Source organism: Paraburkholderia caledonica, from assembly GCF_000383275.1.
GTDB classification, from domain to species: domain Bacteria; phylum Pseudomonadota; class Gammaproteobacteria; order Burkholderiales; family Burkholderiaceae; genus Paraburkholderia; species Paraburkholderia caledonica.
The window spans coordinates 26,014-52,062 of sequence record NZ_KB911054.1 but is presented as its reverse complement, the minus strand read 5'-3'; the positions used below and the strand labels follow the sequence as shown (position 1 = coordinate 52,062).

The following is a 26,049-nucleotide window of genomic DNA, read 5'->3' as shown; positions in this document are numbered from 1 at the left end:
GTCGCGCCCAACACGGTCCATCTAACCCGTCGCCATGGGAGGCGCATCGCCGACGCGCCTCATACGTGTTAACCGCCGGTCACCGGCGGAAAAAATGCGATTTCGCTGTCCTGGCGAATGACGAAGCTGCTCGTGACCATTTCCTGATTGACCGCCACTCGTACTGGCTTGTCTTCACGAAGCGCCTCGGCGACACGTGGGCCACTCGCAACAAGCCGTTTGCGTAAGCCGTCAATGGTGATGTGCTGCGCGTCTATTTCGATAGTTTCCTGCGCAACGTCGAGCTGCTCGCGAACGCTCGCGAAATATTTGATGGTGAGTTTCATGTGCCTGTTCCCTCTTGCCTCAGCCCCAACGGAGCATGGCTTGCTGGTCGCGTGATTTCGCTTCCACCCACGTAGCCACGCCGTCGCGCCGGATTTCTTTTTTCCAGAATGGCGCGTGCGTCTTAAGGAAATCCATGATGAATTCGCACGCGTCGAAGGCAGCCGCGCGATGCGGTGCGGCCACTGCAACGAGGACCACCGGATGACCGAGTGCAACGCGGCCGACCCGATGCACGATCTTCACCGCGTCAAGCACCCAGCGAGCGGAAGCCTCTTCTACGATGCTCCAGAGCGATTGCTCGGTCATGCCCGGGTAATGTTCGAGTTGCAGTGCAACGATGTCGTCGCCGTCACCGCTATTGCGCACAATGCCGACGAAATTGACGATCGCGCCGACTCTCGGATTGCGCATGATGGGCGTGATTTCGTCGAAGGCATCGATCGCAGACTGCTGTACTCGAACTTCGAAGCCCGCGGCGATGCAGCCCCCGGGCGATGACTCCGATGCGCTGCCCTCCGTGCCAAAAGCTGTTTCAACGTCGAGATTTACGCTGTGGACCGAATGCGGTGTCGTCATGTCCTGCTCTTTGATGAGTTCGTGGTAAGAGGTAAAAGCAGGTCAGCCGCCGACCAGTGACATGCGCACTGTAGGATAGCTTTTTCCTGTTCCTGTTCGACGGCGCTCCGCATGCAGTTCAGAGTATCGGTCGTCGCGCGTGTTCCAGCGTGTATGGATCGCGTCAATCAGGCGCGCTGTCGGCACGACATCGCCTAGCCACGGTTTGAGATCAGTGCCCTGGGTGGCAAAGAGACAGGTATATAGCTGTCCGTCCGCAGAGACGCGCGCACGCGAGCATTCGCCACAAAACGGCTCGGAGATGCTGGCGATGAACCCGACTTCGCCCTTGCCGTCAGCATGGCGGTAGGTGACCGACGTGGCCGCGCCATTGTCGCTATCCGTCGCGACCAGAGGGTATTCGCTTTCGACGATCGCACGCATCTCGCGCGCTGTGAGCACCGTCGACTTCGACCAGCCGGTTGCGCCGCCAACGTCCATGTACTCGATGAAACGCACGGCGACTTCGGTCTCTCTGAAATGGCGGACGAGGGGGAGAATCTGACAGTCATTGACGCCGCGTTCAATAACAGCATTCACCTTGACGGGCGCAAGGCCCACCGCACTTGCATGCTCAATACCGTCGAGGATGCGCGTCACGGCAATGTCGGCATCGCTCATGCGACGGAAGATCGATTGGTCCAGCGCGTCCAGGCTCACCGTGACGCGGCGGAGACCGGCGTCGCGCAATGCGCGCGCACGAGTGGCAAGCAGGGAACCGTTCGTCGTCAATGCAATGTCGAGCGGTTGACCCCTCAGACTCGTCAGCGACGCAAGCCGCTCAATGAACGATTCGAGGCCACGTCGCAGTAGCGGCTCGCCGCCCGTGATACGGATCTTTTCGACGCCGAGCGCGACGAACGCCCGGACGATTTTCATCATCTGAGCGAACGACAGCCGCTCCGATGCGCGCAGGAACTGGTAGTGGGCGCCAAAGACTTCGCGTGGCATGCAATACGTACAGCGGAAATTGCATTGATCGATCACGGATAGGCGCAGATCGCGCAGCGGCCGGTCGAGCCGGTCCGTGACGGATGCGGCGGCGCCCGCGAGGGCGTGCCCGGGCAGTACTGGGTCGGAGGTGTCGGCTAGAGCGGTGGCGTTCATGATCTGCGAATGAGCGGCAGCGAGCGGAAAAAGTAAAGACCTCGGCTTTCCCTCGGTCTACGCACCGCAGACTGGGCAATGCCGCGGGTACGTGCATAGGATAGGGCGGAGCACGAACGCGCCAGATGCACAGTCCGCGCCTGAACGTGCGAGTACAGTTGCGCGAAATCGCCTCGCCGGACCGCGCCTTCAGGCTAGCCAGTGGCTAAAGTCGTAATACGGCACGCTACCGTATCGGGCGAGGGACTGGCCGCGCGCGAGCTGGGCCAGCCCGTTCGTGTCGCCGAGCGTCAGCAGATTGCCCGCGCCCTGTTCGCCGGCGACTCGCAGCACGGGCCCGCGCTCGGACAACGTATCGAGGCGAACCCGCAGGAAGCGCTCGCGCGTCTCGTCCGTTCCGGCGTCGAAATCGATCGGCAAACGCATCGCGGGCGGCAGACATTCGGTTCGCCCCTGCAGGCGCCGGATCAATGGCGTCACGAGGAGCGCGAACGTGGTGAACACCGCGCCGGGATTGCCCGGCAGCAGCACGGCGGGCACGGTGCCGTAACGCGCAAGCGCAATGGGCTTGCCCGGCTTCATGCTCACGCCGCTGACCGCGAACGATGCGCCGAGCGAAGCGAATGCGGGGCGCACCAGATCGCGCTCTCCGACTGACGCGCCGCCGGTCGTCAAAATCAGGTCGCATTCGTCACGCAGTTCGCTCAAAAGTTGCGTGAGTGCCCCTTGGTTGTCTATTGCATGCACCACACGACTGACGGACGCGCCCAAGCCCGATACGAGCGCGGCCAGCATCGGTCCGTTGCTGTTATAGATTTGCGTTGCGCCGCGACGTGCGCCGATCGGAGCGAGTTCGTCGCCGGTCGTCAGGATGCCGACTTTCAGCATGTGACGAACGTCGACCATGGCAATCCCTTGTGAAGCGATCAACCCGATATGGGCCGCCTGAAGACGCGTGCCGGCATTCACCAGCTTTTCGCCCGTGCGCAACTCTTCGCCTTTTCTACGTATGTGCGTACCCGGTCGGACCAGCGCTTCGAACCTCACGCATTCGCCGCTCTCGCGTGCGTGTTCCTGGATCACGATGGTATCCGCGTCGCATGGAATCACGCTGCCCGTGAAGATACGGGTTGCACAGCCGGGTTCGAGCGGCAACGGTTCGTCCCCAGCGTAGCAGCGCTGCTGGATGCGTAGCGCGACTCCGGGAACCGCATCGGCGTGGCGAATCGCGTAACCGTCCATGGCGCTCTGATCGGCGGGCGGCTGATCGAATGTCGCGTGAATGGTCGTGGCCAGCACGCGGCCGACTGCACCGTCGAGCGGAACGCGCACGGGTGCGCCGACCGAGTCGAAGGTTTGAATGAAGCGCTGCTGGGCTTCTTCGAAGCTGATTGATTCGGTCATGTCGTGAAGTGGCCTCTAGAGTCGCCCGAGAGATTGCTTTGCGCGCTTCTCTTCTCTGGCAACAACTATACCGCTGAAAACGGCATTGCTTGCGGTCGTGGACGCGCAATGCCATGAGCGCTCCCGGAACAGCGGCGAAGGTGTCAGTGCTTGATCGCCACGACTTTTCCGCGGAAGAGGTGATACTGATAAAGGTTATAGCCGACCATGATTGGGAACACGATGCCGATCCCGAACAGCATGAATGTGAGCGTCGCACTGTCCGATGCGGCCTCCGCAACGGTCAGCTGGCCGGGCACGATATACGGGAACAAGCTGATCGCCAGCCCGGCGAACGAAAACATGAACAGCAGCGTCGCGCCGAAGAACGGGCCATGTTCGCCGCGCATGTGAACCGAATAGAGCACATAGACGAAGGCGAGCGCAGCGAGTACGGCGAGTGCAATCAACAGATGGAACACGCCGTGTTCCTGCCAGCGCGTGATGCCGACCGGGCTCTGTTTTAGCGTGCCGAACGACACGATGAGCGCCGCGATAACGGTGGTAAAGACGGCGATGATGGCTTGACGGCGTGACGAGCTTTCCATCGAACCGGTGGTCTTCTTCACGAGCCACGTTGCGCCGAGCAGGCAGTAACCGGACACTACGCCGACGGCCGTGATGGCCACGAAGCCGGTATTCGCGAGACCGGGCACGAAGCCGGTGAGAAGCTTGCCGAGCACGATGCCCTGCGAGACGGCGGCAAGCAGGCTGCCGAGGCCGAACACACGATCCCACGCCGTCTTGCTGGTGTGCGCGGCATGACGAAACTCGATGGCGGCGCCACGCATGATGAAACTTGCGATCAGCACCATAACGGGTACGTAGAGATCCGACAGGATCATCGCGTAGGCCTGCGGAAACGCGCCGAACAGCGCGCCGCCGAGCGCGACGAGCCACGTCTCGTTCGCGTCCCACACATGGCCGATGGACTGGATCATCAGATCACGGTCGGCTTCGCGGGAGCGCAGTAACGTGAGAATGCCGACGCCGAGATCGAAGCCGTCGGTGACGACGTACAGCAAGAGCATCAGGCCGATGAGCCCGAACCACGCATGGTTCAACAGGTCCTGAGTTGAGGCGGGAGTCATTTCTGGTTCCTTGAAGTAAATACAGATCCGGATGGGCGGCGCTCAATAGTCGACGGCGTGCGAAGCCGGGTGGCGCGCTGGTTCGACCGGCGGCATCAGAGAAAGATCGGGACCACGGCGCAGCCAGCGACGCGCAAATACGAAGAACGACGCGATCAGGACCACGAAGAACGTCAGGAACATGATCATGCTGCCCGCAATTGCGCCGGCCGGAATCGACGATGCGGCGTGGTCGGTGCGCAGCAGGCCATACACGACCCACGGCTGGCGTCCCACTTCGCGCACGATCCAGCCGCATTCCACGGCGATGTATGGCAGCGGGATCGCCAGCACCCATGCGAGCAGCAGCTTGCGTTGAGCGAGCAATGCGTCGACCCGGCCACGCGCCTTGCGCAATGCGTACAGGGTCCAGAAGGCGAGCAGCATGAACAGGAACCCGACGCCGGCCATCACACGGAACGCGTAATAGAGCAACGGCAGCATGGGCGGCTGATCGGCAACGGGAATGTCGCGCATGCCGGTCACTTTTCCGTGCAGGCTGTGAGTGCCGAGGATGCTCAACATGCCCGGTACTTCAAGCGACCAGTCGTTGTCCTGCTTTGCAGCATTGGGCCAAGCAAGAAGCGACCAGCTTGCGCCCGTGCCCGGAGCGTTGGTTTGCCAATGACCTTCGATTGCGGCGCCTTTGGCCGGCTGGGTCTCGAACACATCCACGCCACTCGAGTCGCCGAGCCAGATCTGCACTGGGGCGACGAAAGCGAGGATCAGCAATGCGAGCTTGAACGAGCGCACGAAGAATTCGGGATGACGGCGCTTGAGCAGGTAGTACGCCGAGATGCCGGCAATCACCACAAGACCCGTTTCGAGCGCGGCGAACCACATGTGCGAGACGCCCCACGCCATGTCCGGATTGAAGATGGCCTTGACGTAGTCGGTCACAATGAGCTTGCCATCCACCAGCGCGACGCCGGTCGGGGTTTGCAGCCACGAGTTGGCGACCATGATCCAGAACGCCGAGATGGACGAACCCAGCGCGACCATGCCGGTGGCGAATAGGTGCACGCCCTTCGGCACGCGGTCCCAGCCGAGCATCATGATACCCACGAAGCCGGCCTCGAGCATGAAGGCCATCGCGCCTTCAAAGCCGAGAATGTTGCCGAAGAACTGGCCGGTGTACTGCGAGAACGGACCCCAGTTCGTGCCAAACTGGAACTCCATTGGAATTCCGCTTACCACGCCGACAGCGAAGTTGAGGATGAGCAGCTTGCTCCAGAAGCGGGCGTGGCGGTACCAGACCACGTCGCTGGTCTTGACCCAGAGCGTTTCGACGACGAGAAGAAAAGCGGACAGGCTGATCGTGAGGATCGGCCAGAGTATGTGGAAAATCGCGGTCATGGCAAATTGACCGCGCGCCAGATTCAAGGCTTCGACAGACATGGTAATCACCAGGCAGAGTTTGAAAACAGGTCGGGCGCCGCAAAGGGCGCGTTCCGGCTCGTCGGCGAATAATCAGAAGACGGGCAGCACCAGCGGCTCGCAAGACCGGTGCAACAGCACCGGAATCGACTTGGATGTCGGCGTATTGCAGACGTCGCCCACGCTCGAGAGCGGCACGAGCGGGTTCGTTTCCGGGTAGTACGCGCCGATGCAGCCGCGCGGAATGTCGTACTCGACAAGCCGGAAGTGATCCGCGCGACGCTCGATTTTGTCATCCCACACCGTGGTCATGTCGACCCAGTCGCCGTCCTTGAAGCCGAGCATGGCAATGTCGGCGGGATTGATGAACACCACGCGGCGTTGGCCGAACACACCGCGATAGCGGTCGTCGAGCGCGTAGATGGTGGTGTTGTATTGGTCGTGGGACCGGGTGGTCATGAGCGTCATCAGGCGCTCGCCATGCAGCGCTTTGGCGCGCACGATCGGCGTGTCCTGCTGCACCGCGTGCACGATGAAGTTAGCTTTGCCGGTGCTGGTCTGCCAGTCGCGTTCGCGTGAGGCGACGCGCAAGTGAAAGCCGCCGGGGTGTTTGATGCGTTCGTTATAGTCGTCGAAACCCTCGATCGTCTGTTCGATGGCGTCGCGGATTTTCGCGTAGTCGCTTGCATAGGCAAGCCAGTCGACCTTGTCGTCGCTAAGTGTGGCGTGCGCGATGTTTGCCACGATAGCCGTTTCCGACATCAGGTTCGGCGAGGCTGGCTTGCTCATGCCGTACGAGATGTGGACCATGCTCATCGAATCTTCGACCGTGATGCCCTGCGCGACGCCGTTCTGCACATCTATCTCAGTGCGGCCGAGCGTCGGCAGAATCAGCGCTTCCTGACCGTGCACGAGGTGGCTGCGGTTGAGCTTGGTGGTGATGTGCAAAGTCAGCTTGCACGAGCGTAGTGCGTCGAAGGTGCGCAACGTGTCGGGCGTGGCCATCGCGAAGTTGCCGCCTAGGCCCATGAACACCTTCACTTTCCCCTCGATCATATGGTGCACCGTTTCGACGACATCGAGGCCGTGTTCGCGCGGCGGGTCGAAGTCGAACACCTTGCCAAGCCGATCCAGAAACGCCTGCGAGGGCTGCTCCTCGATTCCCACGGTGCGGTTCCCCTGCACGTTCGAGTGGCCGCGCACGGGACACAGTCCTGCGCCCTCGCGCCCGATGTTGCCACGCATCAACAGCAGATTGCAGAGCATGTGCACGGTTTGAACCGAGTGCTTGTGCTGGGTGATGCCCATGCCCCACGTGGCGATCACGCGCTTGCTGTTCGCATAGATGCGCGCGAGCCCTTCAATGTCCTCGCGCGCCACGCCGGACTCCGTTTCCAGCAGACCCCAGCTTTCATTGCGCAAGTCATCGGCGAAAGCGCTAAAGCCGAGCGTGTGCTGGTTTATGAAGTCGAGATCGAGCAGGCGTTCCGTGCCGTTTTCGAGCGCCTCGTCGTCGAGTTCGATGAGATGCTTGGCGACACCTTTGATGAGCGCGAAATCGCCGCCCAGCTTCGGCTGAATGAAGGTCGACGCGATTTTCGTGCTGCTGAAGGTAATCATTTCGACCGGATGCTGCGGGCTGGTGAAACGTTCGAGCCCGCGTTCGCGCAGCGGATTCACCGAGACGATCGTGGCGCCACGGCGCGACGCCTCGCGCAGTTCGCCCAGCATACGCGGGTGGTTGGTCGCCGGGTTCTGCCCGAAGATGATGATCGTGTCCGCAAGCTCGAAATCCTCCAGCGTCACCGTGCCTTTGCCGATGCCCACGGTGGCCGGCAGGCCGCGGCTCGTCGCTTCGTGGCACATGTTCGAGCAGTCGGGGAAGTTGTTGGTGCCGTACATGCGCACGAACAGCTGGTAGAGGAACGCCGCCTCGTTGCTTGCGCGCCCGGAGGTGTAGAACGCGGCCTCGTCGGGTGAATCAAGCTGGTTGAGATGCTTCGCGACGAGCGTGAAGGCGTCTTTCCAGGCGATCGGCTTGTAGCGGTCGGTCACCGCGTCGTAAACCATCGGTTCGGTCAGGCGGCCGTGCTGTTCGAGTTCGTAGTCGGTCTGCTTCATCAGCGACTCGACGGTATTCGCCTCGAAGAAGGCCGGCGTCACGCGTTTCGTGGTGGCTTCGGCAGCGACGGCTTTCACGCCGTTTTCGCAGAACTCGAATGTCGAAGCGTGCTCGCGATCCGGCCACGCGCACCCCGGACAATCGAAACCGTCCGGCTGGTTCTGCTTGAACAGCGCTCGATAGTTGCCGCCCGAGACGCGCTCCTTGACGAGGTTGATGGCGACGTATTTCAAGGCGCCCCAGCCCGCGGCCGGGTGGTGATACGCCTCGATTTTTCCCTTCGGCTTTAATTTGTCCATGACCCTTGGCTCCGTAGACGTTGCGCGCCCGGCCGGTCTACTCTCGGACGGTGTGGCGCTGTGCTTGGTTATGCGCAAGAGTAAAAGCTATGGAGTGTCGCAATGACACACAGAATTCGCATCCCGCTTAGAGTACAGTTTCGCTACCCGCAGTACAGTTGATTGGAATCGCTGTGCGGCTCGGACATTTGGGAGGAGAACTTGACACTCTACGAAAAGCTTGCGGACGACATCGAAACAGTGGTCCGCAACGGTGTCTATCGGCCCGGCGACCGTGTTCCCTCGGTCAGGCAGGCGAGTCAGCAACACCGGATCAGTATCACAACCGTCATTCGAGCCTATCTGTTGCTGGAAAGCCGTGGCGTGCTGGAAAGCCGCCCGCAGTCCGGCTATTTTGTCAGCCTGCGCATGGCCCAGGGCAATCGACATGCGGACGAATTACGGCCCAGCCGGCCAATCGCGGTCTCGACCACAGTCGATATAAGCCGTCTCGTGCTCTCGACGTTGCGCTCGATTAGCGCGGACGAGGCGGTGCCCCTCGGCTCGCCTTACCCCGATCCACAGTTCTTCCCTTATGAAAAGCTCAACCGCTATGCGTCGGCAATAGGGCGCAACAAGGCCCTTTGGGGCGTGACGAACGCGTTGCCGCCAGGGCGGCCGGAACTCGTGCGGCAGATCGCACGGCGCTACCTGGAAAACGGAACATCGGTGGATCCCAATGAAATTATCGTCACCGTGGGCGCCACGGAAGCAATTAACCTGTGCCTGCAGGCGGTTGCGAAAGCGGGTGACGTGATTGCCGTCGAATCGCCGACGTTCTATGCTCATCTGCACGCAATCGAGCGTTCGGGCATGCGAGCCATCGAAGTGGCGACGCATCCGGAATACGGCATGGAAATCGATGCGCTCGCCAAAATCATCAAATCGGAGTCGATTGCCGCGTGCATGGTGATGCCGAACTTTCAGAATCCGCTGGGCTTTCAGATGCCGGACGAGCGCAAGCGCGAACTCGTCGAACTGCTCGCCGACGCGCAGATTCCGGTGATCGAAAACGGCGTATATAACGAACTCTATTTTGGGGACGCGCATCCCACCACGTTGAAATCGTATGATAGAGGCGGGATGGTGCTGCACTGCGGGTCCTTTTCTAAGAGCCTCACCGCCGCCTACCGGGTCGGCTGGGCTCTGCCCGGACGCTATCGCGACGAGGTCGAGAGGCTGAAGTTTCTCAACACGTTGACGACCTCGCTCATTCCTCAACTGGCCATCGCTGAGTTTCTCGAACGCGACGGCTACGAACACCATTTGCGGCGTCTTCGCAAGAGCTACGCGCAGCAGGCTAATCTGATGAAGGCGATGGTCACGCGGTTCTTCCCGGCCGGCACGCGTATATCGAGTCCGGCGGGCGGCTATGTGCTATGGGTCGAACTGCCCGCCAAGGTCGATTCGATGAAGCTCTATCAGATGGCATTGGAACGAGGCATCACAATCGGCCCCGGATGCATGTTCTCGATTTCACCGGAAAACTACAAAAGCTATATCCGCCTGAACTACAGCAGCCCGTGGTCGAATGAACTGGAGCAGGCGCTCATTACTGTCGGCAAGCTGGCGGCGGCGTGTGCCCGGTGATCCTGGCCTACGATCACAGATCGCTCATGTCGCGTGAAGCACAGTTACTCGACAGACAGGAAGCCGCGCACAGAGCTCGGTGACGCCGTTAGAATCGCCCGCTTGAACCGAAAGAAGTTGGGGGTGAACTATGAATCCGCCAGATCTTGAAAGCCGCGATGAGTTCGACGTGGAGACAATCCTCGTGCTGGAACAGCTTTGGAGAACAGCTGCAGAGCGCGCCGACAAGCCCTGCAGCATTGGGCGATTGTCAAAGCAGGCGGCACTGCCGATGAGCACATTGCGCCGCACCTTGACGCATATGAAGTCGGCGGATCTCGTGGAAGTGTCTGCCGATAGCAATGGACGCGAATTTGTCTCGCTCACGGGCAATGGTTCCGAGCTTTGCGAGGCTCTATCCGCCATGTCGGACAACCATGCTTGAAAGATCACGCGGTTTGCGGGCGGTTCAATGTCGTATCGTTGTCTCTTGCTGCACTGTCGTCAGCAAGGTATTCGACGAAGCCGTCGCCGCGACAGAAGCTCAGCAGACGAATTCCAGCCTGCTGGGCGATCGAAATGGCGAGCGACGTGGGTGCTGAGATCGTCGCGAGCGTATGAATCCGCATGCGCGCAACCTTGCGGACCAGTTCGTAACTCGCGCGGCTCGAAAGGAACACGAATCCCGAAGACGTATCGATATGCTCTCGCGCGAGCAGGCCGATGAGTTTATCGAGCGCATTGTGGCGTCCCACGTCCTCGAAACCATGGAGGACGTCGCCGCTCGCGCTGCACCATGCTGCCGCGTGGATACCGCCGGTCTCATGCATCAGGCGCTGATGCGCCGGCAACCCGCGTGCCGCGCGCTCTATAGCTTCGTTGCTGATGAGTGCAACGGTGCCCGACGGGACAATGCGTTCGGGACGCAGATCGAGCAGTTCGATGCTCTCTATTCCACAAACGCCGCAGCCCGAGCGTCCCGCAAGCGCGCGACGCTTGTCTTTGAGCTCCATAAAGGCCTGTTGTGACACCGTCAGTTGGACCTCGGCTTCGTCCGCGCGAATGAAGGTTTCGATGTCGAATACGTCGCCAGGCCGGTCAACGATCCCCTCGCTTAGCGCAAAGCCGAGCGCGAAGCATTCCAGATCGATCGGTGTGGCCATCATCACCGCATGGGAGAGTCCGTTGAAGACCAGCGCGACAGGCAGTTCTTCCACCACGTGGTCCAGTGTCGCGGTCGACTGGCCACGCTTGTGACGCAAGACGTTGCGAACCACGCTGCCGGTGCTTTGGTCGGCGTCTGAACAAGACCTCATGAGAGCCTCCACTGCGAATCAGGTAAGTTGGAAAAACTGGCAGGGCTGCGTCGCAGGCGGCAGTTGTTCGTTGCACAGCTCGAGCACGGATCGCTCGATGTTGCGGGTCATGGCGTCAAGCGCGAGATTGTTCGGCGCGAGACCGAAAGGGTCGGAAATCTCGCTCGCAATCGCCTCCAGTGCCAGCAGCGTATAGGAGACGAACACACAGACAAGCGGGGTGGCGAATCCGATTGAGTCGATCAGGCCGAAAGGGAGAAGCGCGCAATATGCGTAGACGGTGCGATGCAGAAGCACGCCGTAAGCGAAAGGAATTGGAGTCGAGAGAATTCTCTCGCAACCGCCTACAGCGGCGCTCAGTTCGTTCAGTTGATGATCCATCATCCAGAGTTGCGTATCGGACACCACGCGATTTCGATTCAGCGCGGCCAGATGATGACGCAACTCGTCGAGCAGCGCGATCGGCTTGAATACGCGCGGCGCCAGCGCGGCTGCACGGTCGGCCCCAAGCAGGCGGATGAAATCGGCAGAGCCGTCCGAGTGGCGCAACTGGTGTTTCACGGCGTAGACGAAGGCGATGAGCAAACGAGGGAGATGGCGGCTCTCGAACGGCGCTGCCATGGGTGAGGGCACGTAACTGCGTAGCTGCGAAATGAGCGAGCGCGTACCAATCAGCATGTTGCCCCAGTGACGACGCGCTTCCCAATAGCGCTCGTAGCTCGCATTGTTGCGGAAGGCGAGAAAGATCGTTAAAGCGACGCCGCACAGTGTGAACGGCACCGTATTCAGAGGGACTTTTTCGCCGAAAACGCGGCCATGCGTGAACATGGCAAGCAGACTTATCAGCGTCATAAAGGCCAGTTGCGGAATAATTGCCTTCAGGACGGACCCATGCCAGACGAAGAGCATGCGGAACCAGTTGGGCGCGGGGCGAATGATCATGAAGAGTCGATGTCAAGCGGCTGCGGGAGCGCGCGTCCGGTGTATCTAGGGTGAATATGCGCAGATGCGATGTGTTCTGATGACTCACATCGTTATCCACTCATGGCGAAGGTACGAAGATACGCGTGCTTGTATCCCCCAGGCACACACACTTCGTCGTCGCAACACAGAGTACAGTTCGAGCGCTTGGAGGACATGCCCGCTGTGCGGCGCTGGCGCTGGCCGGCTATCGCGCCGTTCGGCGCGATTGGAAGTATCGGACTGCGAGGGGGCGAATTCCGATGCTTCAACGCTTAGACTATGCGCGCTTAGAAGTTTGCGCAGGTATGGCTTTTTTTGCGGACTTGACCGGCGACAGCTGATCCGGCGGAGTGGATTTCAGCCGGGCTGTTCGGAATAAACCGCATTTTGAAGTGATCGTGTTGAGGGAATTGAACGTGAAGTTGAAGATTGGCGCGAGATTGATGGTCACGTTCGGAGTGGTCCTGGCGTTCCTGGTTGTCGTATGTTTCGTTGCAACGCTGCAAATGGCGAGCATGGATGCGACGACACAGGCAATTGTCGACGTGCGTTCCGAGGAATTGAAGCTCACGAATCAGCTCGCAGCCGGGACGTTCCGTGTAAGCGAATTCGCCTATGTGGCGCTCGAAGCGCAGACGCCCGAGGAACAACGAGATGCGCTCGATCAGGCGCAGGCAGTCATCAGGCAGGACAATCTCATCTACGAGTCCATTCCGCGCCTGATAAACACGGATACCGGGCGAGCCATTTTCAGTCGTGTCGCGCAGGCGCATACCGCCTACGGATTGGCCATGCAACCGGTCTATTTGCAATTGATCGCGCACGATAGCGCCAACGCGCGCGCTTCTCTTTCACGTGCTGCGCCGATGCGGGATGCGCTCATTAAACAGCAGCGCGAGTTTCTCGATTACGTGCAAACGTTGATGGACTCATCGGCAAAGGAAACAAGGGACGCATACGATTCGGCGCGAGAAGTGCTTTTGGCAACTGCCGTTGTCGCCGTGCTTGTTGGGATCGGGCTAGCAACGTTAGTAACGCGTTCGATCGTTCGGCCGCTAGAACATGTGGTGGACGGAGCCAACTCGCTCGCGCGTGGCGATCTGCGGGTCCATCTCGATGCATCCGGACATGATGAAGTGGGTGTTCTCGCCGCGTCTGTCAATCGTGCGATCGAACGATTGGCAAATATCGTGGGCGACGTCAAGCACGCCGGCAATTCGATTTCCAGCGCGACGCAGCAGCTTGCAGCAGGCAACATCGATCTCTCGCAGCGCACTGAAGAGCAAGCTGCCTCGTTGGAGGAAACCGCTTCGAGCATGGAGCAATTGACAGCGACCGTGCGCCGGAACGCCGACAACGCGCGGCAAGCGAGCGAATTGTCGAATGCCGCTTCGCATATCGCACGGCGCGGCGGTGAGGAAGTGGCTCGCGTCGTCGAAACAATGCAGAAGATCTCCGATAGTTCGGTCAGAGTGGCGGAAATCGTTAGTCTTATCGAGGGCATCGCCTTTCAGACCAATATCCTCGCGCTCAACGCGGCTGTCGAAGCCGCCCGCGCTGGAGAGGATGGGCGCGGCTTCGCCGTGGTCGCGGGGGAAGTGCGCGCGCTTGCGCAACGAAGCGCGACAGCCGCACGGGAGATCGCCGAACTGATCGGAGATTCCGTCGCACGGGTGAAGGTAGGGGCGGAACTCGTTACGGACGCGGGCGGCACGATTCGGGACGTCGTTCACTCGGTCGAACAGGTCACCGGAATAATGAGCGAGATCTCGGCGGCTTCCCACGAACAGACCGAGGGTATCGAACAGATTCATCGCGCGGTCTGTCAGATGGATCAGGTGACGCAGCAGAATGCAGCACTGGTTGAAGAATCCGCATCTGCCGCTCATGCAATGGCGGAGCAGGCGCAAGCGTTGTGCGATACCGTCGCCGTTTTCAAGATGGAAGAGGACGTCGACATGAGTTCCTCCGCTTCAGTCGCGCAGCATCCTGCCAGCGGATACCTCGGGAAAGAAACGGCGACCCGCGTCAATGATCGCGACTGGGCGGCATTTTGAAGCCGCGACCGGGCACAATGGAAGGCAAACATAAGCCTCGTGCATGCGTTGTTCAGGTCAGGTAATAAAGGCGAATCGGCACGACTGCTTCCGGCAGCGGTCGGCCGCACAGTTCGAGAATGGAGCGTTCGATGTTACGCGACATGGCATTGAGGGCGAGCGCGTTCGGCGCGACGCTAAACGGTTCGGCCACTTCACTAGCAATCGCTTCGAGCGCGATCAGTGTGTAGGAGATGAATACACACAGCAAAGGCGTGAAGAATTCGGTCGAATCGACCAGCCCGAACGGCAACATGATGCAGTAAGCGTAGACCGTCCGGTGAAGCAGAACGCTATAGGAAAACGGGATCGGCGTGGAGGCGATGCGCTCGCATCCGCCGACGGCCGCACCTAGCTCGTTGATCTGCGCATCCAGCATCCAGAGCGTTGTCCCGTCGATGAGTGCCTGCCGTTTTGTTCTCGCAAGTTCGTAGCGGATTTCATTGAGAAGCGCTGTGGGTTTGTACTGCTTCACTCGTAGCAGTTCGGCCTGTTCTTGACCGAGTAGACGCACGATATCGGGCATCGGGTCGGTGCCGCGCAGTTCGTGCTTGAGCGCATAGATGAAGGCGATAATTGTCTGAGCGATCTGGAGTCTGTTTTCCTGCTCCGGAACGTAACAGAGCATTTGCGAAGTCAGCGCTCGTGCGGAGATCAGGAGGCAGCCCCACAAATGACGAGCTTCACTGAACCGGCCATAACTCGCGTTGTTGCGGAACGCCAGGAAGATAGCAAGGGCGAGGCCGAACAACGTGAAGGGTGCCGTATTGAGCGGAATCTTTTCCCCAAAAATGCGCCCCTGTGTAAATACCGCCAGTGTGCTGACGGCAGCCATGAAAACAAGTTGTGGAATGATCGCTTGAAGAACTGAGCCGTTCCACACGAACAGTAGGCGGAGCCAGTTTTCACTTGGCCTTACGATCATGATGTGCTCTTGTTATGTGTCAAACCGCGCATTTTTCGGACCGTGCCGGATAGCGTTCCAATAGGCTGTCGGCTCGGCTCGGTTCGGTTCGGTTCGGCTCGGTTCGGCTCGGCGCGAGGTAACCGCCCACTGCGCGGTACGAGTCAATGGTATCCGGGGTCTCCTTCACGCACCTTCCCACGGAATACACGATATTGCATGGCGTTATAGACGAGAATGACCGGCAGCACGATGGCAGTGCCAACGAGCGCAAAGAGCTGGCTCGAATGACTCGACGAAGCATCCCAGATCGTCAACGAGGGCGGAATGATATACGGCCAGATACTGATGACGAGACCGGTGTAGCCCAGGAAACAGATAGCTAGTGTGAGAAGGAATGGCATTGCTTCGTGTTGCAGTCGCACTGAGCGGAGAATGCCCCAGACGCAGAGAACAACAAGTATTGGCACGGGTAGGAACCACCCGAGTTGCCCGCTTCCGAACCAGCGCTTCTCCACCGCAGGCAGTCCGATAACGGTCCACAGGCTGACGATTCCAATTGTCGCCAGCAGCGCGATCACGAGGGGCCGCATCAACTCGCGCATCTTGCGCTGCAATTCCCCGTCCGTCTTAAGGATAAGCCAGCCGCACCCTAGCGTCGCATAGGTCATCAGTACGCCGATGCCACAAAACAGGCTGAACGGCGAGAGCCAGTCGAATGGGTCGCCGACGAAGCGGGAGTCGACAATCTTGATGCCCTGTAGCAGCGAGCCTAACGTGATGCCCTGGCACAGTGCCGCGAGTGCCGAGCCGCCAATAAATGCGAGATCCCATGCGTGCTGCGTGCGCTTCGCCTTCGCGCGCAGTTCGAACGCCGCGCCGCGAAAAATCAGACCCACCACCATCAGGATCAGCGGCATATAGTTGGCCGGCAGGAGCGTCGAATAAACAACGGGAAATGCGCCGTAGAGTCCAGCACCGCCAAGGACCAGAAACGTTTCGTTGCCGTCCCAAACGGGGGCGACGGTATTGAGCATGACGTGACGATCAGCCTTCTCTTCAAAAAATGGAAACAGCAAGCCGATGCCCAGATCAAATCCGTCGAGCATGACGTAGATGAAGACGCCAAGTCCGATAATGAACGCCCACACAACAGGAAGATCGATTTGCATGACGTTATTCTCCTTCCAGCACGTCTAGCGCACGATTGTGCAATTGTGGATACTTCAATGACTCGCGTGTTTCCAGGCCTGCGGAAGGACCCGCCTTCATCATCTTCAGCATGTAATAGACGCCTGTGCCGAACACAAGGAAATAAACGATGACCAGTATCAGCAACGTGACACCCGCTTGCTGGCTGCCGATCGGCGATACGGAGTCGACCGTACGCACGACGCCATACACAGTCCAGGGCTGTCGGCCTACCTCCGTCGTGACCCATCCAGCCAGCAACGCGACGATGCCGGACGGCCCCATGCACAACACGAATCGTTGATACCAGCCGGTTTCGTAGAGCCGGCCGTTGCGCCTCAACAGCAGGCCGACGACCGCGGTCAACAGCATCAACATGCCCAGACCCGCCATGATGCGAAACGTCCAGAACACGATCGGCGAATATGGGCGATTTTCCCGTGGAAATTCTTTCATCCCGCGAATCTCCCCATTCCAGCTGTGCGTGAGGATCAGGCTGCCGAGATGAGGCACCTGGATCGCGTAGCGTGTGACCTCGGCGTCCATATCGGGCAGGCCGAACAGGTTCAGCGCGGTGCCGCCATGCTCGGTTTCCCACAGTCCTTCTATGGCTGCGATCTTCACTGGCTGATGTTCGCGCGTGTTTAGGCCGTGTGCATCACCGACCAGGATCTGTATGGGTGTGAGCACCAGCAGTATCCACAGCGCCATTGAAAAGCTGCGCTTGACCGGAACGTCGCGCCGTCCGTGGAGCAGGTGCCAGGCACCGCAAGCGGCGACGATGAACGCTGCGACGATGAACGCAGCAATGGTCATGTGTGCGAGACGGAACGGAAACGACGGATTGAAAATCACCTTGAACCAGTCCACCGGGACAATGCGGTCATTTTCAATCGCGAAACCCTGCGGCGTTTGCATGAAGCTGTTCGAAGCCAGAATCCAGAACGTCGAAATCAGGGTGCCCACTGCGACCATGAATGTGGCGAAGAAGTGCGCGCGGGGGCTGACGCGATGCCATCCAAACAGCATGATCCCGAGAAAGCCGGCCTCCAGGAAGAAAGCCGTGAGAACTTCATAAGTCAGTAGCGGCCCAGTGATGTTGCCCGCAATCAGGGAAAATCCGCTCCAGTTCGTGCCAAATTCGTACGCCATGACAACCCCGGAGACGACGCCCATTCCGAAGCCGACGGCGAAGATCCGCGACCAGAACAGGTACATGTCCTTGTAGGCCTTGTCGCCCGTCAGCAAAAAACGCCATTCCAGCACGGCGAGGAAGCTGGCCATGCCGATACTGATCGCGGGGAAGACGATATGAAATGACACCGTGAATGCAAACTGCAGCCTGGCGAGATGAAAGGCGTCGAAGATATCCATGATCGGTCCATAGCTTCACGTGATGACGGCGGGCGGATGAAGGCAAACGGCAGGTGGCCGTGCACCGACGACGCGGCTGATTTGGATCTGTCTGAAATTCAATTTCTGGTGACGGTAAAGCCCGGCTGACGGCTCGCCGCGACAACTTTTTGCACGAGGCGATCGTGTATCGTCCGGTGAAATCATGCCCGGCCAAGGCCGCCTGAGTGCCGGTAGAGCGGCGGCAATGCGCCGCCGTACCGGGGAAACAGGATCGTCCAGAGTCAGGGCGTCGTAACGCGTTCTATCCGCACTGGCACCGACTTGTACGAGGGCGTCCCGCTCTCCTTGTCGATATAGTCGAGCGGGACTAAAACGTTGGCTTCCGGGTAATACGCCGCGACCGAACCTTTTGCAATGTTGTAGACGATCGCGGTGATGTTGCTCAGCTTGAGCGGCCTGCCAGAGGTGATCGTTTCGATGTCCACGAGGTCGCCATGCTCGATCCCGTGTTCGGCCATGTCGTCCTGGTTCATGAAAAGGACATCTCGCCTGCCGAATACGCCTCGATACCGGTCATCCATTGCGTAGATGGTCGTGTTGTACTGATCGTGGCTACGGATCGTGATTAGGCGCAGCACGTTTTCGGCGCCGAGCACGTCGGCATCTTCTTTTACGCCGCTGTACACAGAGAACATCGCCTTGCCGGTCGGCGTATGCCACTTTCGCTCGGTCGGCGGAAGCGGCAGCCTGAATCCCCCGGGGACTCTTATACGCGCATTGAAGTCCTCGAAGCCAGGAACGGTCTGTTCAATGAGGTCACGGATCTTGTCGTAGTCGGCGATCAGGTCCATCCACGGTACTTTGGTATTTGGCAACGTGGCGCGTGCGATGCCGGCGACGATTGCGGGCTCAGAGCGCAGGAACTCCGACGCGGGGGTAAGCTTGCCCGACGACGCATGGACCATCGACATCGAGTCCTCAACCGTCACTGACTGCGGTCCTCCAGCCTGCATATCAAGCTCTGTTCGTCCAAGGCAAGGGAACAGATACGTTTCCTTCGCGACGAGGAGGTGCGTGCGGTTGAGCTTCGTGCCAATATGCACGGCGAGGTCGAGCCTGGACATGGCGGGGAAAGACTGCTCGGGGTCTGGCAGCGCAACAGCAAAATTTCCACCGAGGCAGAAAAGCGCCTTCGACGTGCCATCGATCATTGCCTGCATGGCCTGGACAGCGTCGTGTCCATGCTCGGAAGGCGGGGTGAAGCCGCAGGCCGCTTCTATGAGCTTGAGAAACTCCTGGGTGGGCTTTTCGGTGATGCCGACGGTGCGGTCGCCCTGTACATTGGAGTGCCCGCGCAGCGGGCAGATCCCAGCGCCGGGCTTTCCGAAGTTCCCACGCATGAGCAGCAGATCGGCTATCAGCCGAACGTTCGCCGTTCCCTTGTTATGCTGCGTAATGCCCATGCCATAGGTCACAATCGTTGCGTTCGATTTTGCGTAGGCGATGGCCACGTGCTCAAGGTCTGCGCGTGCTAGACCACTAGCCTTTTCGATGTCGTCCCACGAGGTCGCCTCAACATCCGCGGCGCAGGCGTCGAACCCTTCCGTGTGTGCCGCAATGAATTCCCGATCAAGGACGTTTCCTTGCTCGGCTTCCATCTGGAGCAACGCCTTTATCACCCCTTTCAGCGCCGCCGCGTCGCCGCCAGCGTCGACCTGGAAATATGTCGACGCAATTCGGGTGGACCCAAAGGTCGCCATTTCCAACATGCTCTGCGGATCGGCAAAGCGCTCCAGCGCGCGCTCGCGCAACGGGTTGAAGACGATGATCGGCACGTTTCGTCGTGCAGCTTCATGCAGCGTACCCATCATGCGCGGGTGGTTCGTGCCGGGGTTGTGGCCCATCGCAATGATGAGTTCCGTCGAATCGAAATCGTCAAGCGATACAGTACCCTTGCCGATGCCGATTGACTGCGGCAATCCCACGCTTGTCGGCTCGTGACACATGTTCGAGCAATCGGGAAAATTGTTTGTGCCGTATTCGCGCGCAAACAACTGATATAGATACGCAGCTTCGTTCGATGCACGGCCCGACGTATAGAACTCGACCTGATCTGGTTTCAGCGTGCGGAGGATCTCGCCGATCCGGGCGAACGCATCTTCCCATTCGACGATGCGATAGGTATCAGTTGCACGGTCGTACACGAGCGGGTGCGTGAGCCGCCCCATGTCCTCCAATTCATAGTCGGTCATCTTCAGCAGCGAGCTGACGGTATGGCTTGCGAAAAACTCTGGCAGCACGCGCTTAGTGGTCGCTTCCCATGTAACCGCCTTCGCACCGTTCTCGCAAAACTGGAAAGTGGATCGATGTTCCTTGTCGGGCCAGGCGCAACCCGGGCAATCGAAGCCGGTAGGCTGATTCGTTCTGAGAAGCGTGATCGGCGCCTCCATGCTGTCCATCTGACTGTGGATCGCCTGAGCGGTCGCCCTGAGTGCACCCCAACCGCCAGCGGGACCTTCGTACGGCCTGATACCTGGCACGTCGCGTAGCTTGGCCACATGAACCTCCAATAAACGAGGGTAGTCCCTTCCACGGACACAACCCAATTACGGCTTCAGAAATGTGCCGCTGCGCGGCTTACGATATGGCTCGTTCTGCGACTTAGTTTAGTTAATGTAAAGTCCTGCGCAAGCCAAAAAATGGTGAAGCGCGACTGAGGCGCACGCTATTCGATCTGTCTGGCGGGTATCACGGGGCTTCGTCATCGTCGAGTGTCTCCTCGTTCTCGGGCTCAATTCGTCCTACAAAACATCACGCGCGACCTGATGCTCTCAAAGTAGGCCACGCAGATCGAAGCTGCCAGGGTTAGGGCATCAATGCGTATGCGAGGCAATTGCGAGCACAGGGAGGTACCTTCAATTTAATTCTATTGACAAGGCGAACCACTGTTAACCTATGTCGGCCCGATAGCTTCTATTGGAGTGGTCGACGCTGGCGACTCCTCGACGAACGAGTGATATGCTCACATCGCCCCTTGAATCTGCGCCTTCGTGGGTGTCGGCGGATTGCGCGGCGTGCGACCGCACACGCAAAGAAAGGCGAGAGTCTATTTGCTCATCGCCGCTGCTATTAATAAGCGAATCGGTAGTACCAGCAGTCCGGTGGCTCCGACCCCCAGACACCAGAGAATCACCATCCACTTCAGGTCACTCAGGAACCCTGTACGCCGACTCGATGATTCTCGCTTCATGGTTGCGACTCCCTGTGCTCCAATTCTGGTTCGGCTGAATCGCGAAGATCGAAGCCTATTCCACTCCGACGATCACGCTCGACGCCTTGAATACGGCAGTCGCGGGCTTGCCGGCGGCAAGACCCAGTCGATCCACGCTTTCATTGGTTATGATCGAGGTGATTTTCGCGCCCTGTGGCACACTGATCTCAACCTCTGCATTCACGGCTCCTTTGACGATTGCCGAAACCGTTCCTGCGATGCAGTTCCGAGCAGATATCTTGTGACTGTCGAAGTCGACGAGCACGAGTACCGACGACGCCTTGACGAGCGCGAATGCGGCGGAATTCCTCACAAGCCCCAATGACGCGGCGCTACGTAGCGTAATGATCGCCACGACATCCAGACCGTCGTCTGTACGAAGGATAACCTCGTCGTTGATCGAGCCGGACTTTACGTCGGCGATATGACCTGCGAAATGATTACGTGCACTGGTTCGCATGCTTTTCTCCGATGCGGTCTGAACGCCTCTTGCAAGTACCGATCTTTCTTAGGTATAGCATAGGCGGAGTTAGGGGCGCTTAGTAGAGACCTTTAATAGAGCTGCTTGAGGCCGACGCCCGCCAAAAATTCTAGCCGTCGTTTGCGCGATTCAACGGAGCGCATGCACGTCGCTGCACCGGTGGGTTTGAGGTTTCGTCTGGCGCGCACGAAACCCATTTCGACTGCCCTGCAAATTCACCATCGACAGGGTTTCTTCGTGCCAGTCTTTTTTCACAACCAGCAAACGGAGACGAAGATGACCAACACCTTAGAAGGCAGCCAGGCCGCACATATCGCCGGGCACGAAACGATAGGGTTCGGGCATCAACGTCGACAGCGTCCATCATTTTCGCGTCCTAAGCAAGGTGGTTCTGCGCAGGCTATCTTCGCCCGGACAGCACAAATCCGATCCGGTGCAGGAACTCGAGCAGCACCGTGAGCTGATTTATGAGAAGGCCGCGACTGCGACTCGGGGCGGCTTGCGCGGCGAGCCGATGCGTTTGAACGCCGAGACGTTTGCGTCTTGATACAGCTTACGCGGGCACAGCAAAATTATGTTCCGATGTTTTGTATCGGAAGCAACTACTGGCTTCGGCCTGAACTGCGGCGACTCTGGCGCGATATGTGACTGCGCGAATCGCTGTGAAGTGTGTGCCGACCACAAAACGTTCTTGTACCGGTGACGCTTATGCGCTAACGCCCCGCGGGCATACTTGACAGACGTGCACCAATGGCCTTTGATGAATGGACGCGGCAGAGTTGCGCCGATCGAACAGGCATGGAGTCGGCCCGTGACTTTCACTCGCCATACAATCATGTGGGAAGCCGCCGTGGACGCGATCGAAAGGGCGGAGCGGTTGCACAGGCAGTTCTTCCGGTTGGCAGGTCAGCACGCCCGAACGCCCATTTGGGAGCCTCCAATCGAGGTGTTCGAGCAGGACGCGCAGATTGTGATCGTGGTTGCGTTGCCGGGCGTTTCTCCCGATCTGATCGGTCTGAACCTACAAGGCGAAACGCTGATCGTCGCGGCCGAAAGAAAGCTGCCTCGCGCCTTCGCCGCTGGGCAGGTCCATTGCATGGAAATTCCCTATGGCCGTTTCGAGCGCCGCATTCAGCTTCCACACGGCCGCTATCGGCTGGCGCGACGCGGGGTCGAACACGGGTGTCTGGTGCTGGCCTTTGACAGGCTGGATTGAGTCCGGCAAGCGCCGTCAATTCGAGGGACGAGGATGACCACGGATAGCGACAGCGACACCTCCGAGTCCGGCCCGGCGAGCCAGGCCATAAGTGCGGCATCTGCGATGCCCGAAGAGACCTTGATCCTGCTTCCGGTGCGCAACGCCGTGCTGTTTCCTGGCATGGTGTTGCCGTTTACCGCTGGGCGACAACAGTCTAAGGAGGACGTGCAGGCCGCCGTCAGACGCCAGAAGCCGTTGGGCATCGTATTACAACTCGATCCTCAAGCACGGGATCCGGGCTTCGATGGTCTCAACACGATCGGTACGGTGGCGAACGTGGTGCGCTACGTCACGAGTCCAGACGATGGTGCCCATCACCTGATCTGTCAGGGCGTCGAGCGCTTTCGCTTGCTTGCCCCAGTAGAGGGCCTTGGATTCCGGGCCGCGCGGGTCGACTTGTTGCCCGATACCGCGCCTAGCAACTCCGCCATCGATGCACGGGCCCTTGTTCTAAGGCAACGTGCGGGGGAAATGATCGGACTGCTGCCGAACGCGGGTGTCGATCTCGTGAGGGCACTGGATGCAATCGAGGCGCCGGGCCTGCTCGCCGACACCATTGCCGGCTTGCTCGACATTCCACCGGAGCGCAAACAGGAGATTCTGGAAACACTCGACGTTTGCAAGCGGCTCGATAAAGTGCTGGACGCCGTTGCGGCACGCATCGACGTGCTTCGCCTGTCGCAGGAAATTGGCGAGCAAACGCGTGGCCGGCTGGACCAGCGCCAACGCGAAATGATGTTGCGCGAGCAACTCAGGACCATTCAGAACGAACTTGGCGAGACTGTCGAAAGCCGCGAGGAAGTCCGCAAGCTGAACGACGCAATCCAAGCGGCACAGATGCCGCCGGATGTCGAGTCTCATGCGCGCAAAGAACTCGACAGACTGGAGCGAATGCCGGAGGCTTCGTCGGAGTATTCGATCAGTGTGAGCTACCTCGAGTGGGTGACCGAACTTCCGTGGCAGCTTCCCCCGCAAACGCCTATTGACATCGCTCGTGCGCGTCAGACACTCGATGAAGCGCACTTCGGCCTGGACAAGGTGAAGCGCCGCATCCTCGAATACCTCGGCGTCAGAAAACTCAATCCAGGTGGCAAGGCGCCCATTCTTTGCTTTCTCGGACCGCCTGGAGTCGGCAAAACATCGCTGGGCCAGAGCATCGCGCGTGCACTGGAGCGGCCGTTTGTAAGGGTCGGCTTGGGCGGCGTGCATGACGAAGCAGAAATACGCGGCCATCGGCGCACCTATATCGGTGCGATGCCGGGCAATATCATTCAAGCTATCCGCAAAGCGGGCGCGCGCAACTGCGTCATGATGCTCGACGAACTCGACAAGCTCGGGCAGGGCATACACGGTGATCCCGCAGCGGCGATGCTCGAGGTACTGGATCCGGAGCAGAACGCGTCTTTTCGGGACAATTACCTGGCTGTGCCGTTCGATCTGTCGGCAGTCGTGTTTGTGGCCACGGCCAATCAGGCCGAGGGCATCCCCGGTCCCCTCAGGGATCGCATGGAGATACTGGATCTGCCCGGCTATACCGAGGCCGAGAAATTCCAGATCGCGCGGCGGTTTCTGGTTCCGCGTCAACTGGAGGCATGTGGCTTGACGGCCGCGCAATGCGAACTACCCGATGAAACGCTGAGAGCCATCATCCGCGACTACACGCGTGAAGCCGGCGTGCGAGCCCTGGAGCGGCAGATCGGTGCAATCTTCCGGTACGTCGCGTTGCGCGTGGCGGAAGACCCTTCTATATCTGAACGGGTCGAGCCCGATCGATTGCCGTCGATACTGGGGCAACGTCGCTTTGAAAGCGAGGTGGCCATGCGTACGAGCTTGCCAGGCGTGGTGACCGGCCTTGCGTGGACGCCGGTCGGCGGAGATCTGCTTTTCATCGAGGCAAGCAGCACGCCGGGCAGCGGCAGGCTCGTGCTGACGGGCCAATTGGGCGACGTGATGAAGGAGAGTGTCCAAGCCGCGTTGACGCTCGTGAAGTCGCGCTGCGAGTCATTGCATATCGACTGTTCGAGCTTCGACAAACGCGACATTCACGTTCATGTGCCTGCAGGCGCGGTTGCTAAGGATGGACCCAGCGCCGGCGTCGCCATGTTCGTCGCGATTGCTTCGCTTTTCATGGGACGAGCGGTACGCAGCGACTGTGCCGTGACCGGCGAAATCAGCCTGCGCGGCATTGTCCTGCCGGTAGGCGGAATCAAGGAGAAATTGCTTGCCGCATTGCGGGGCGGTATCAGCACAGTCTTGCTGCCCGCGCGCAATGCGGCCGACGTGGAGGATGTTCCTGTGGACGCACGCAACCAGATGCGATTCGTGTTGCTGGAGACTGTCGACGATGCGATGCGCGAACTTATCCAGTAAGAATTCGTTAAAGCGGACCGCAACGTGGATCCATGAGTCGAAAAAGACGAACGGGAGATGAGGCTTCGGGAAGACTCGGAGCTTGTAAGCACCGCCATTCATTCACACTGCGGCAACAGGAGAAATCGTGACGGCCAATGTGCCGCTAAGACCATAGTTGGAGATGAAAGATGGTCGATGTTACCTCGCTTCTAGTGGCCGACGGTGGCCGCACGCGTGTCTTAAAGATGCCTGGAAGGAACTCGTCAATGGTGAATTCACCGGGGCGATGCTGACAAGGATCGCGAGAAGTTTGCCAAGCGGAGTTGGCGAATACATCGAACAGGGGCGGCTTTAGCTGCGCCTCAATCGACTCAGGCTCCCTATCGAGAGCGTCTGGGAATGGTGCACGTGGATCTGAGCGAACGCACTCGCCGGTAGATCTTCGAACAACTCAGCGACGATCGCGAGAATGCTGGCAATGGTCGCCGTGCAGATCACTGTCGGCACGGTCACCGCATTTTGGTCCTCGCGCCGGGCATTGGTTCGTACGTCTTCCTCGCTAGCCAATGCCATAGGAAACCAGATGATGAAAAGATACGTCCAGACTGCGGCGTCCCAACCGAGTAGTATGCGCGGCCCGCGACGGTGTACCCGGGGGCGGACAGTGCGACGCAAAGTCCAACGAGAAAAGCTGATCATCATATGGGGCCGATTGCGAAGCGCCTGGGGATAGAAGCTCATTGGATGAAGTCCGTTTGGAATCCGTTCGTCATTCTAGTCATTGAGAATTTGATTGCGTGAATGAATGGAAGAGCGAAATGGGAAGCGAATAA

General features: G+C 59.4%; 20 protein-coding genes. 5 read left to right on the top strand and 15 right to left on the bottom strand.

Features of this window, described 5'->3' with window-relative positions:
• Window positions 1-68: 68 nt before the first annotated feature.
• From moaD to H281_RS0133100, 7 genes are all read right to left on the bottom strand, one after another.
• Window positions 69-326, bottom strand: a complete 258-nt coding sequence (gene moaD, locus H281_RS0133130; protein WP_020071424.1) for a molybdopterin converting factor subunit 1 — start codon at window positions 324-326, stop codon at window positions 69-71.
• A 19-nt stretch (window positions 327-345) separates the two neighbouring features.
• Entirely contained in the window at window positions 346-903 is a 558-nt protein-coding gene (locus H281_RS0133125; RefSeq protein WP_020071423.1) for a molybdenum cofactor biosynthesis protein MoaE, read from the bottom strand.
• Between the two features lie 42 nt (window positions 904-945).
• The gene (moaA, locus tag H281_RS0133120) at window positions 946-2,049 is read right to left on the bottom strand and encodes a GTP 3',8-cyclase MoaA (protein ID WP_020071422.1); all 1,104 of its coding nucleotides are present in this window, start codon (window positions 2,047-2,049) and stop codon (window positions 946-948) included.
• Between the two features lie 189 nt (window positions 2,050-2,238).
• Window positions 2,239-3,453 (bottom strand): molybdopterin molybdotransferase MoeA, encoded by a 1,215-nt coding sequence (locus H281_RS0133115; RefSeq protein ID WP_020071421.1) that lies wholly within the window; start codon window positions 3,451-3,453, stop codon window positions 2,239-2,241.
• Window positions 3,454-3,596: 143 nt separating this feature from the next.
• Entirely contained in the window at window positions 3,597-4,583 is a 987-nt protein-coding gene (gene cydB, locus H281_RS0133110) for a cytochrome d ubiquinol oxidase subunit II (RefSeq protein WP_020071420.1), read from the bottom strand.
• 42 nt (window positions 4,584-4,625) lie between these two features.
• Complete coding sequence (locus tag H281_RS0133105) at window positions 4,626-6,020, bottom strand: cytochrome ubiquinol oxidase subunit I (protein ID WP_020071419.1); 1,395 nt, start codon at window positions 6,018-6,020, stop codon at window positions 4,626-4,628.
• A 72-nt stretch (window positions 6,021-6,092) separates the two neighbouring features.
• On the bottom strand, window positions 6,093-8,420 hold the full coding sequence (locus H281_RS0133100; protein WP_020071418.1) for an FdhF/YdeP family oxidoreductase: 2,328 nt from the start codon (window positions 8,418-8,420) through the stop codon (window positions 6,093-6,095).
• A 201-nt stretch (window positions 8,421-8,621) separates the two neighbouring features.
• Between H281_RS0133100 and H281_RS0133095 the strand changes: the two genes are divergently transcribed.
• Together H281_RS0133095 and H281_RS0133090 are read left to right on the top strand one after the other, a co-directional pair.
• Window positions 8,622-10,049, top strand: coding sequence for an aminotransferase-like domain-containing protein (locus H281_RS0133095; protein ID WP_020071417.1), 1,428 nt, complete (start codon window positions 8,622-8,624; stop codon window positions 10,047-10,049).
• Window positions 10,050-10,179: 130 nt separating this feature from the next.
• Window positions 10,180-10,473 carry a helix-turn-helix domain-containing protein gene (locus tag H281_RS0133090; RefSeq protein WP_020071416.1) on the top strand — a complete coding sequence of 98 codons (294 nt, stop codon included), beginning with the start codon at window positions 10,180-10,182 and terminating at the stop codon, window positions 10,471-10,473.
• Between the two features lie 4 nt (window positions 10,474-10,477).
• Here the strand turns inward: H281_RS0133090 and fdhD are convergent, their stop codons facing one another.
• Together fdhD and H281_RS0133080 are read right to left on the bottom strand one after the other, a co-directional pair.
• The gene (gene fdhD / locus H281_RS0133085; RefSeq protein WP_020071415.1) at window positions 10,478-11,344 is read right to left on the bottom strand and encodes a formate dehydrogenase accessory sulfurtransferase FdhD; all 867 of its coding nucleotides are present in this window, start codon (window positions 11,342-11,344) and stop codon (window positions 10,478-10,480) included.
• 18 nt (window positions 11,345-11,362) lie between these two features.
• Window positions 11,363-12,286, bottom strand: a complete 924-nt coding sequence (locus H281_RS0133080; RefSeq protein ID WP_020071414.1) for a bestrophin family protein — start codon at window positions 12,284-12,286, stop codon at window positions 11,363-11,365.
• 437 nt (window positions 12,287-12,723) lie between these two features.
• Between H281_RS0133080 and H281_RS0133075 the strand changes: the two genes are divergently transcribed.
• Window positions 12,724-14,364 carry a methyl-accepting chemotaxis protein gene (locus tag H281_RS0133075; RefSeq protein WP_123282732.1) on the top strand — a complete coding sequence of 547 codons (1,641 nt, stop codon included), beginning with the start codon at window positions 12,724-12,726 and terminating at the stop codon, window positions 14,362-14,364.
• A gap of 52 nt (window positions 14,365-14,416) precedes the next feature.
• Here the strand turns inward: H281_RS0133075 and H281_RS0133070 are convergent, their stop codons facing one another.
• The 5 genes from H281_RS0133070 to H281_RS0133050 form a co-directional block, all read right to left on the bottom strand.
• The gene (locus H281_RS0133070; protein ID WP_020071412.1) at window positions 14,417-15,328 is read right to left on the bottom strand and encodes a bestrophin family protein; all 912 of its coding nucleotides are present in this window, start codon (window positions 15,326-15,328) and stop codon (window positions 14,417-14,419) included.
• 143 nt (window positions 15,329-15,471) lie between these two features.
• On the bottom strand, window positions 15,472-16,479 hold the full coding sequence (cydB, locus tag H281_RS0133065; protein ID WP_020071411.1) for a cytochrome d ubiquinol oxidase subunit II: 1,008 nt from the start codon (window positions 16,477-16,479) through the stop codon (window positions 15,472-15,474).
• A gap of 4 nt (window positions 16,480-16,483) precedes the next feature.
• On the bottom strand, window positions 16,484-17,872 hold the full coding sequence (locus H281_RS0133060) for a cytochrome ubiquinol oxidase subunit I (protein ID WP_020071410.1): 1,389 nt from the start codon (window positions 17,870-17,872) through the stop codon (window positions 16,484-16,486).
• 263 nt (window positions 17,873-18,135) lie between these two features.
• Window positions 18,136-20,412, bottom strand: coding sequence for an FdhF/YdeP family oxidoreductase (locus H281_RS0133055; protein WP_027805156.1), 2,277 nt, complete (start codon window positions 20,410-20,412; stop codon window positions 18,136-18,138).
• A gap of 747 nt (window positions 20,413-21,159) precedes the next feature.
• The gene (locus H281_RS0133050) at window positions 21,160-21,585 is read right to left on the bottom strand and encodes a TOBE domain-containing protein (protein ID WP_020071408.1); all 426 of its coding nucleotides are present in this window, start codon (window positions 21,583-21,585) and stop codon (window positions 21,160-21,162) included.
• An 832-nt stretch (window positions 21,586-22,417) separates the two neighbouring features.
• Here H281_RS0133050 and H281_RS0133040 point away from each other — a divergent pair.
• Together H281_RS0133040 and lon are read left to right on the top strand one after the other, a co-directional pair.
• The gene (locus H281_RS0133040) at window positions 22,418-22,822 is read left to right on the top strand and encodes an Hsp20/alpha crystallin family protein (protein WP_027805155.1); all 405 of its coding nucleotides are present in this window, start codon (window positions 22,418-22,420) and stop codon (window positions 22,820-22,822) included.
• Window positions 22,823-22,855: 33 nt separating this feature from the next.
• On the top strand, window positions 22,856-25,234 hold the full coding sequence (lon, locus tag H281_RS0133035; protein WP_027805154.1) for an endopeptidase La: 2,379 nt from the start codon (window positions 22,856-22,858) through the stop codon (window positions 25,232-25,234).
• A 333-nt stretch (window positions 25,235-25,567) separates the two neighbouring features.
• Here the strand turns inward: lon and H281_RS35195 are convergent, their stop codons facing one another.
• Entirely contained in the window at window positions 25,568-25,957 is a 390-nt protein-coding gene (locus H281_RS35195) for a DUF1345 domain-containing protein (RefSeq protein ID WP_084690246.1), read from the bottom strand.
• Between the last annotated feature and the right edge of the window lie 92 nt (window positions 25,958-26,049).

Bases quoted from the DNA above. Each gene is read 5' to 3' on its own strand.
- moaD (WP_020071424.1), bottom strand. From the start codon at position 326: ATGAAACTCACCATCAAATATTTCGCGAGCGTTCGCGAGCAGCTCGAC.
- H281_RS0133125 (WP_020071423.1), bottom strand. From the start codon at position 903: ATGACGACACCGCATTCGGTCCACAGCGTAAATCTCGACGTTGAAACA.
- moaA (WP_020071422.1), bottom strand. From the start codon at position 2,049: ATGAACGCCACCGCTCTAGCCGACACCTCCGACCCAGTACTGCCCGGG.
- H281_RS0133115 (WP_020071421.1), bottom strand. From the start codon at position 3,453: ATGACCGAATCAATCAGCTTCGAAGAAGCCCAGCAGCGCTTCATTCAA.
- cydB (WP_020071420.1), bottom strand. From the start codon at position 4,583: ATGACTCCCGCCTCAACTCAGGACCTGTTGAACCATGCGTGGTTCGGG.
- H281_RS0133105 (WP_020071419.1), bottom strand. From the start codon at position 6,020: ATGTCTGTCGAAGCCTTGAATCTGGCGCGCGGTCAATTTGCCATGACC.
- H281_RS0133100 (WP_020071418.1), bottom strand. From the start codon at position 8,420: ATGGACAAATTAAAGCCGAAGGGAAAAATCGAGGCGTATCACCACCCG.
- H281_RS0133090 (WP_020071416.1), top strand. From the start codon at position 10,180: ATGAATCCGCCAGATCTTGAAAGCCGCGATGAGTTCGACGTGGAGACA.
- fdhD (WP_020071415.1), bottom strand. From the start codon at position 11,344: ATGAGGTCTTGTTCAGACGCCGACCAAAGCACCGGCAGCGTGGTTCGC.
- H281_RS0133080 (WP_020071414.1), bottom strand. From the start codon at position 12,286: ATGATCATTCGCCCCGCGCCCAACTGGTTCCGCATGCTCTTCGTCTGG.
- H281_RS0133070 (WP_020071412.1), bottom strand. From the start codon at position 15,328: ATGATCGTAAGGCCAAGTGAAAACTGGCTCCGCCTACTGTTCGTGTGG.
- cydB (WP_020071411.1), bottom strand. From the start codon at position 16,479: ATGCAAATCGATCTTCCTGTTGTGTGGGCGTTCATTATCGGACTTGGC.
- H281_RS0133060 (WP_020071410.1), bottom strand. From the start codon at position 17,872: ATGGATATCTTCGACGCCTTTCATCTCGCCAGGCTGCAGTTTGCATTC.
- H281_RS0133050 (WP_020071408.1), bottom strand. From the start codon at position 21,585: ATGCGAACCAGTGCACGTAATCATTTCGCAGGTCATATCGCCGACGTA.
- lon (WP_027805154.1), top strand. From the start codon at position 22,856: ATGACCACGGATAGCGACAGCGACACCTCCGAGTCCGGCCCGGCGAGC.
- H281_RS35195 (WP_084690246.1), bottom strand. From the start codon at position 25,957: ATGAGCTTCTATCCCCAGGCGCTTCGCAATCGGCCCCATATGATGATC.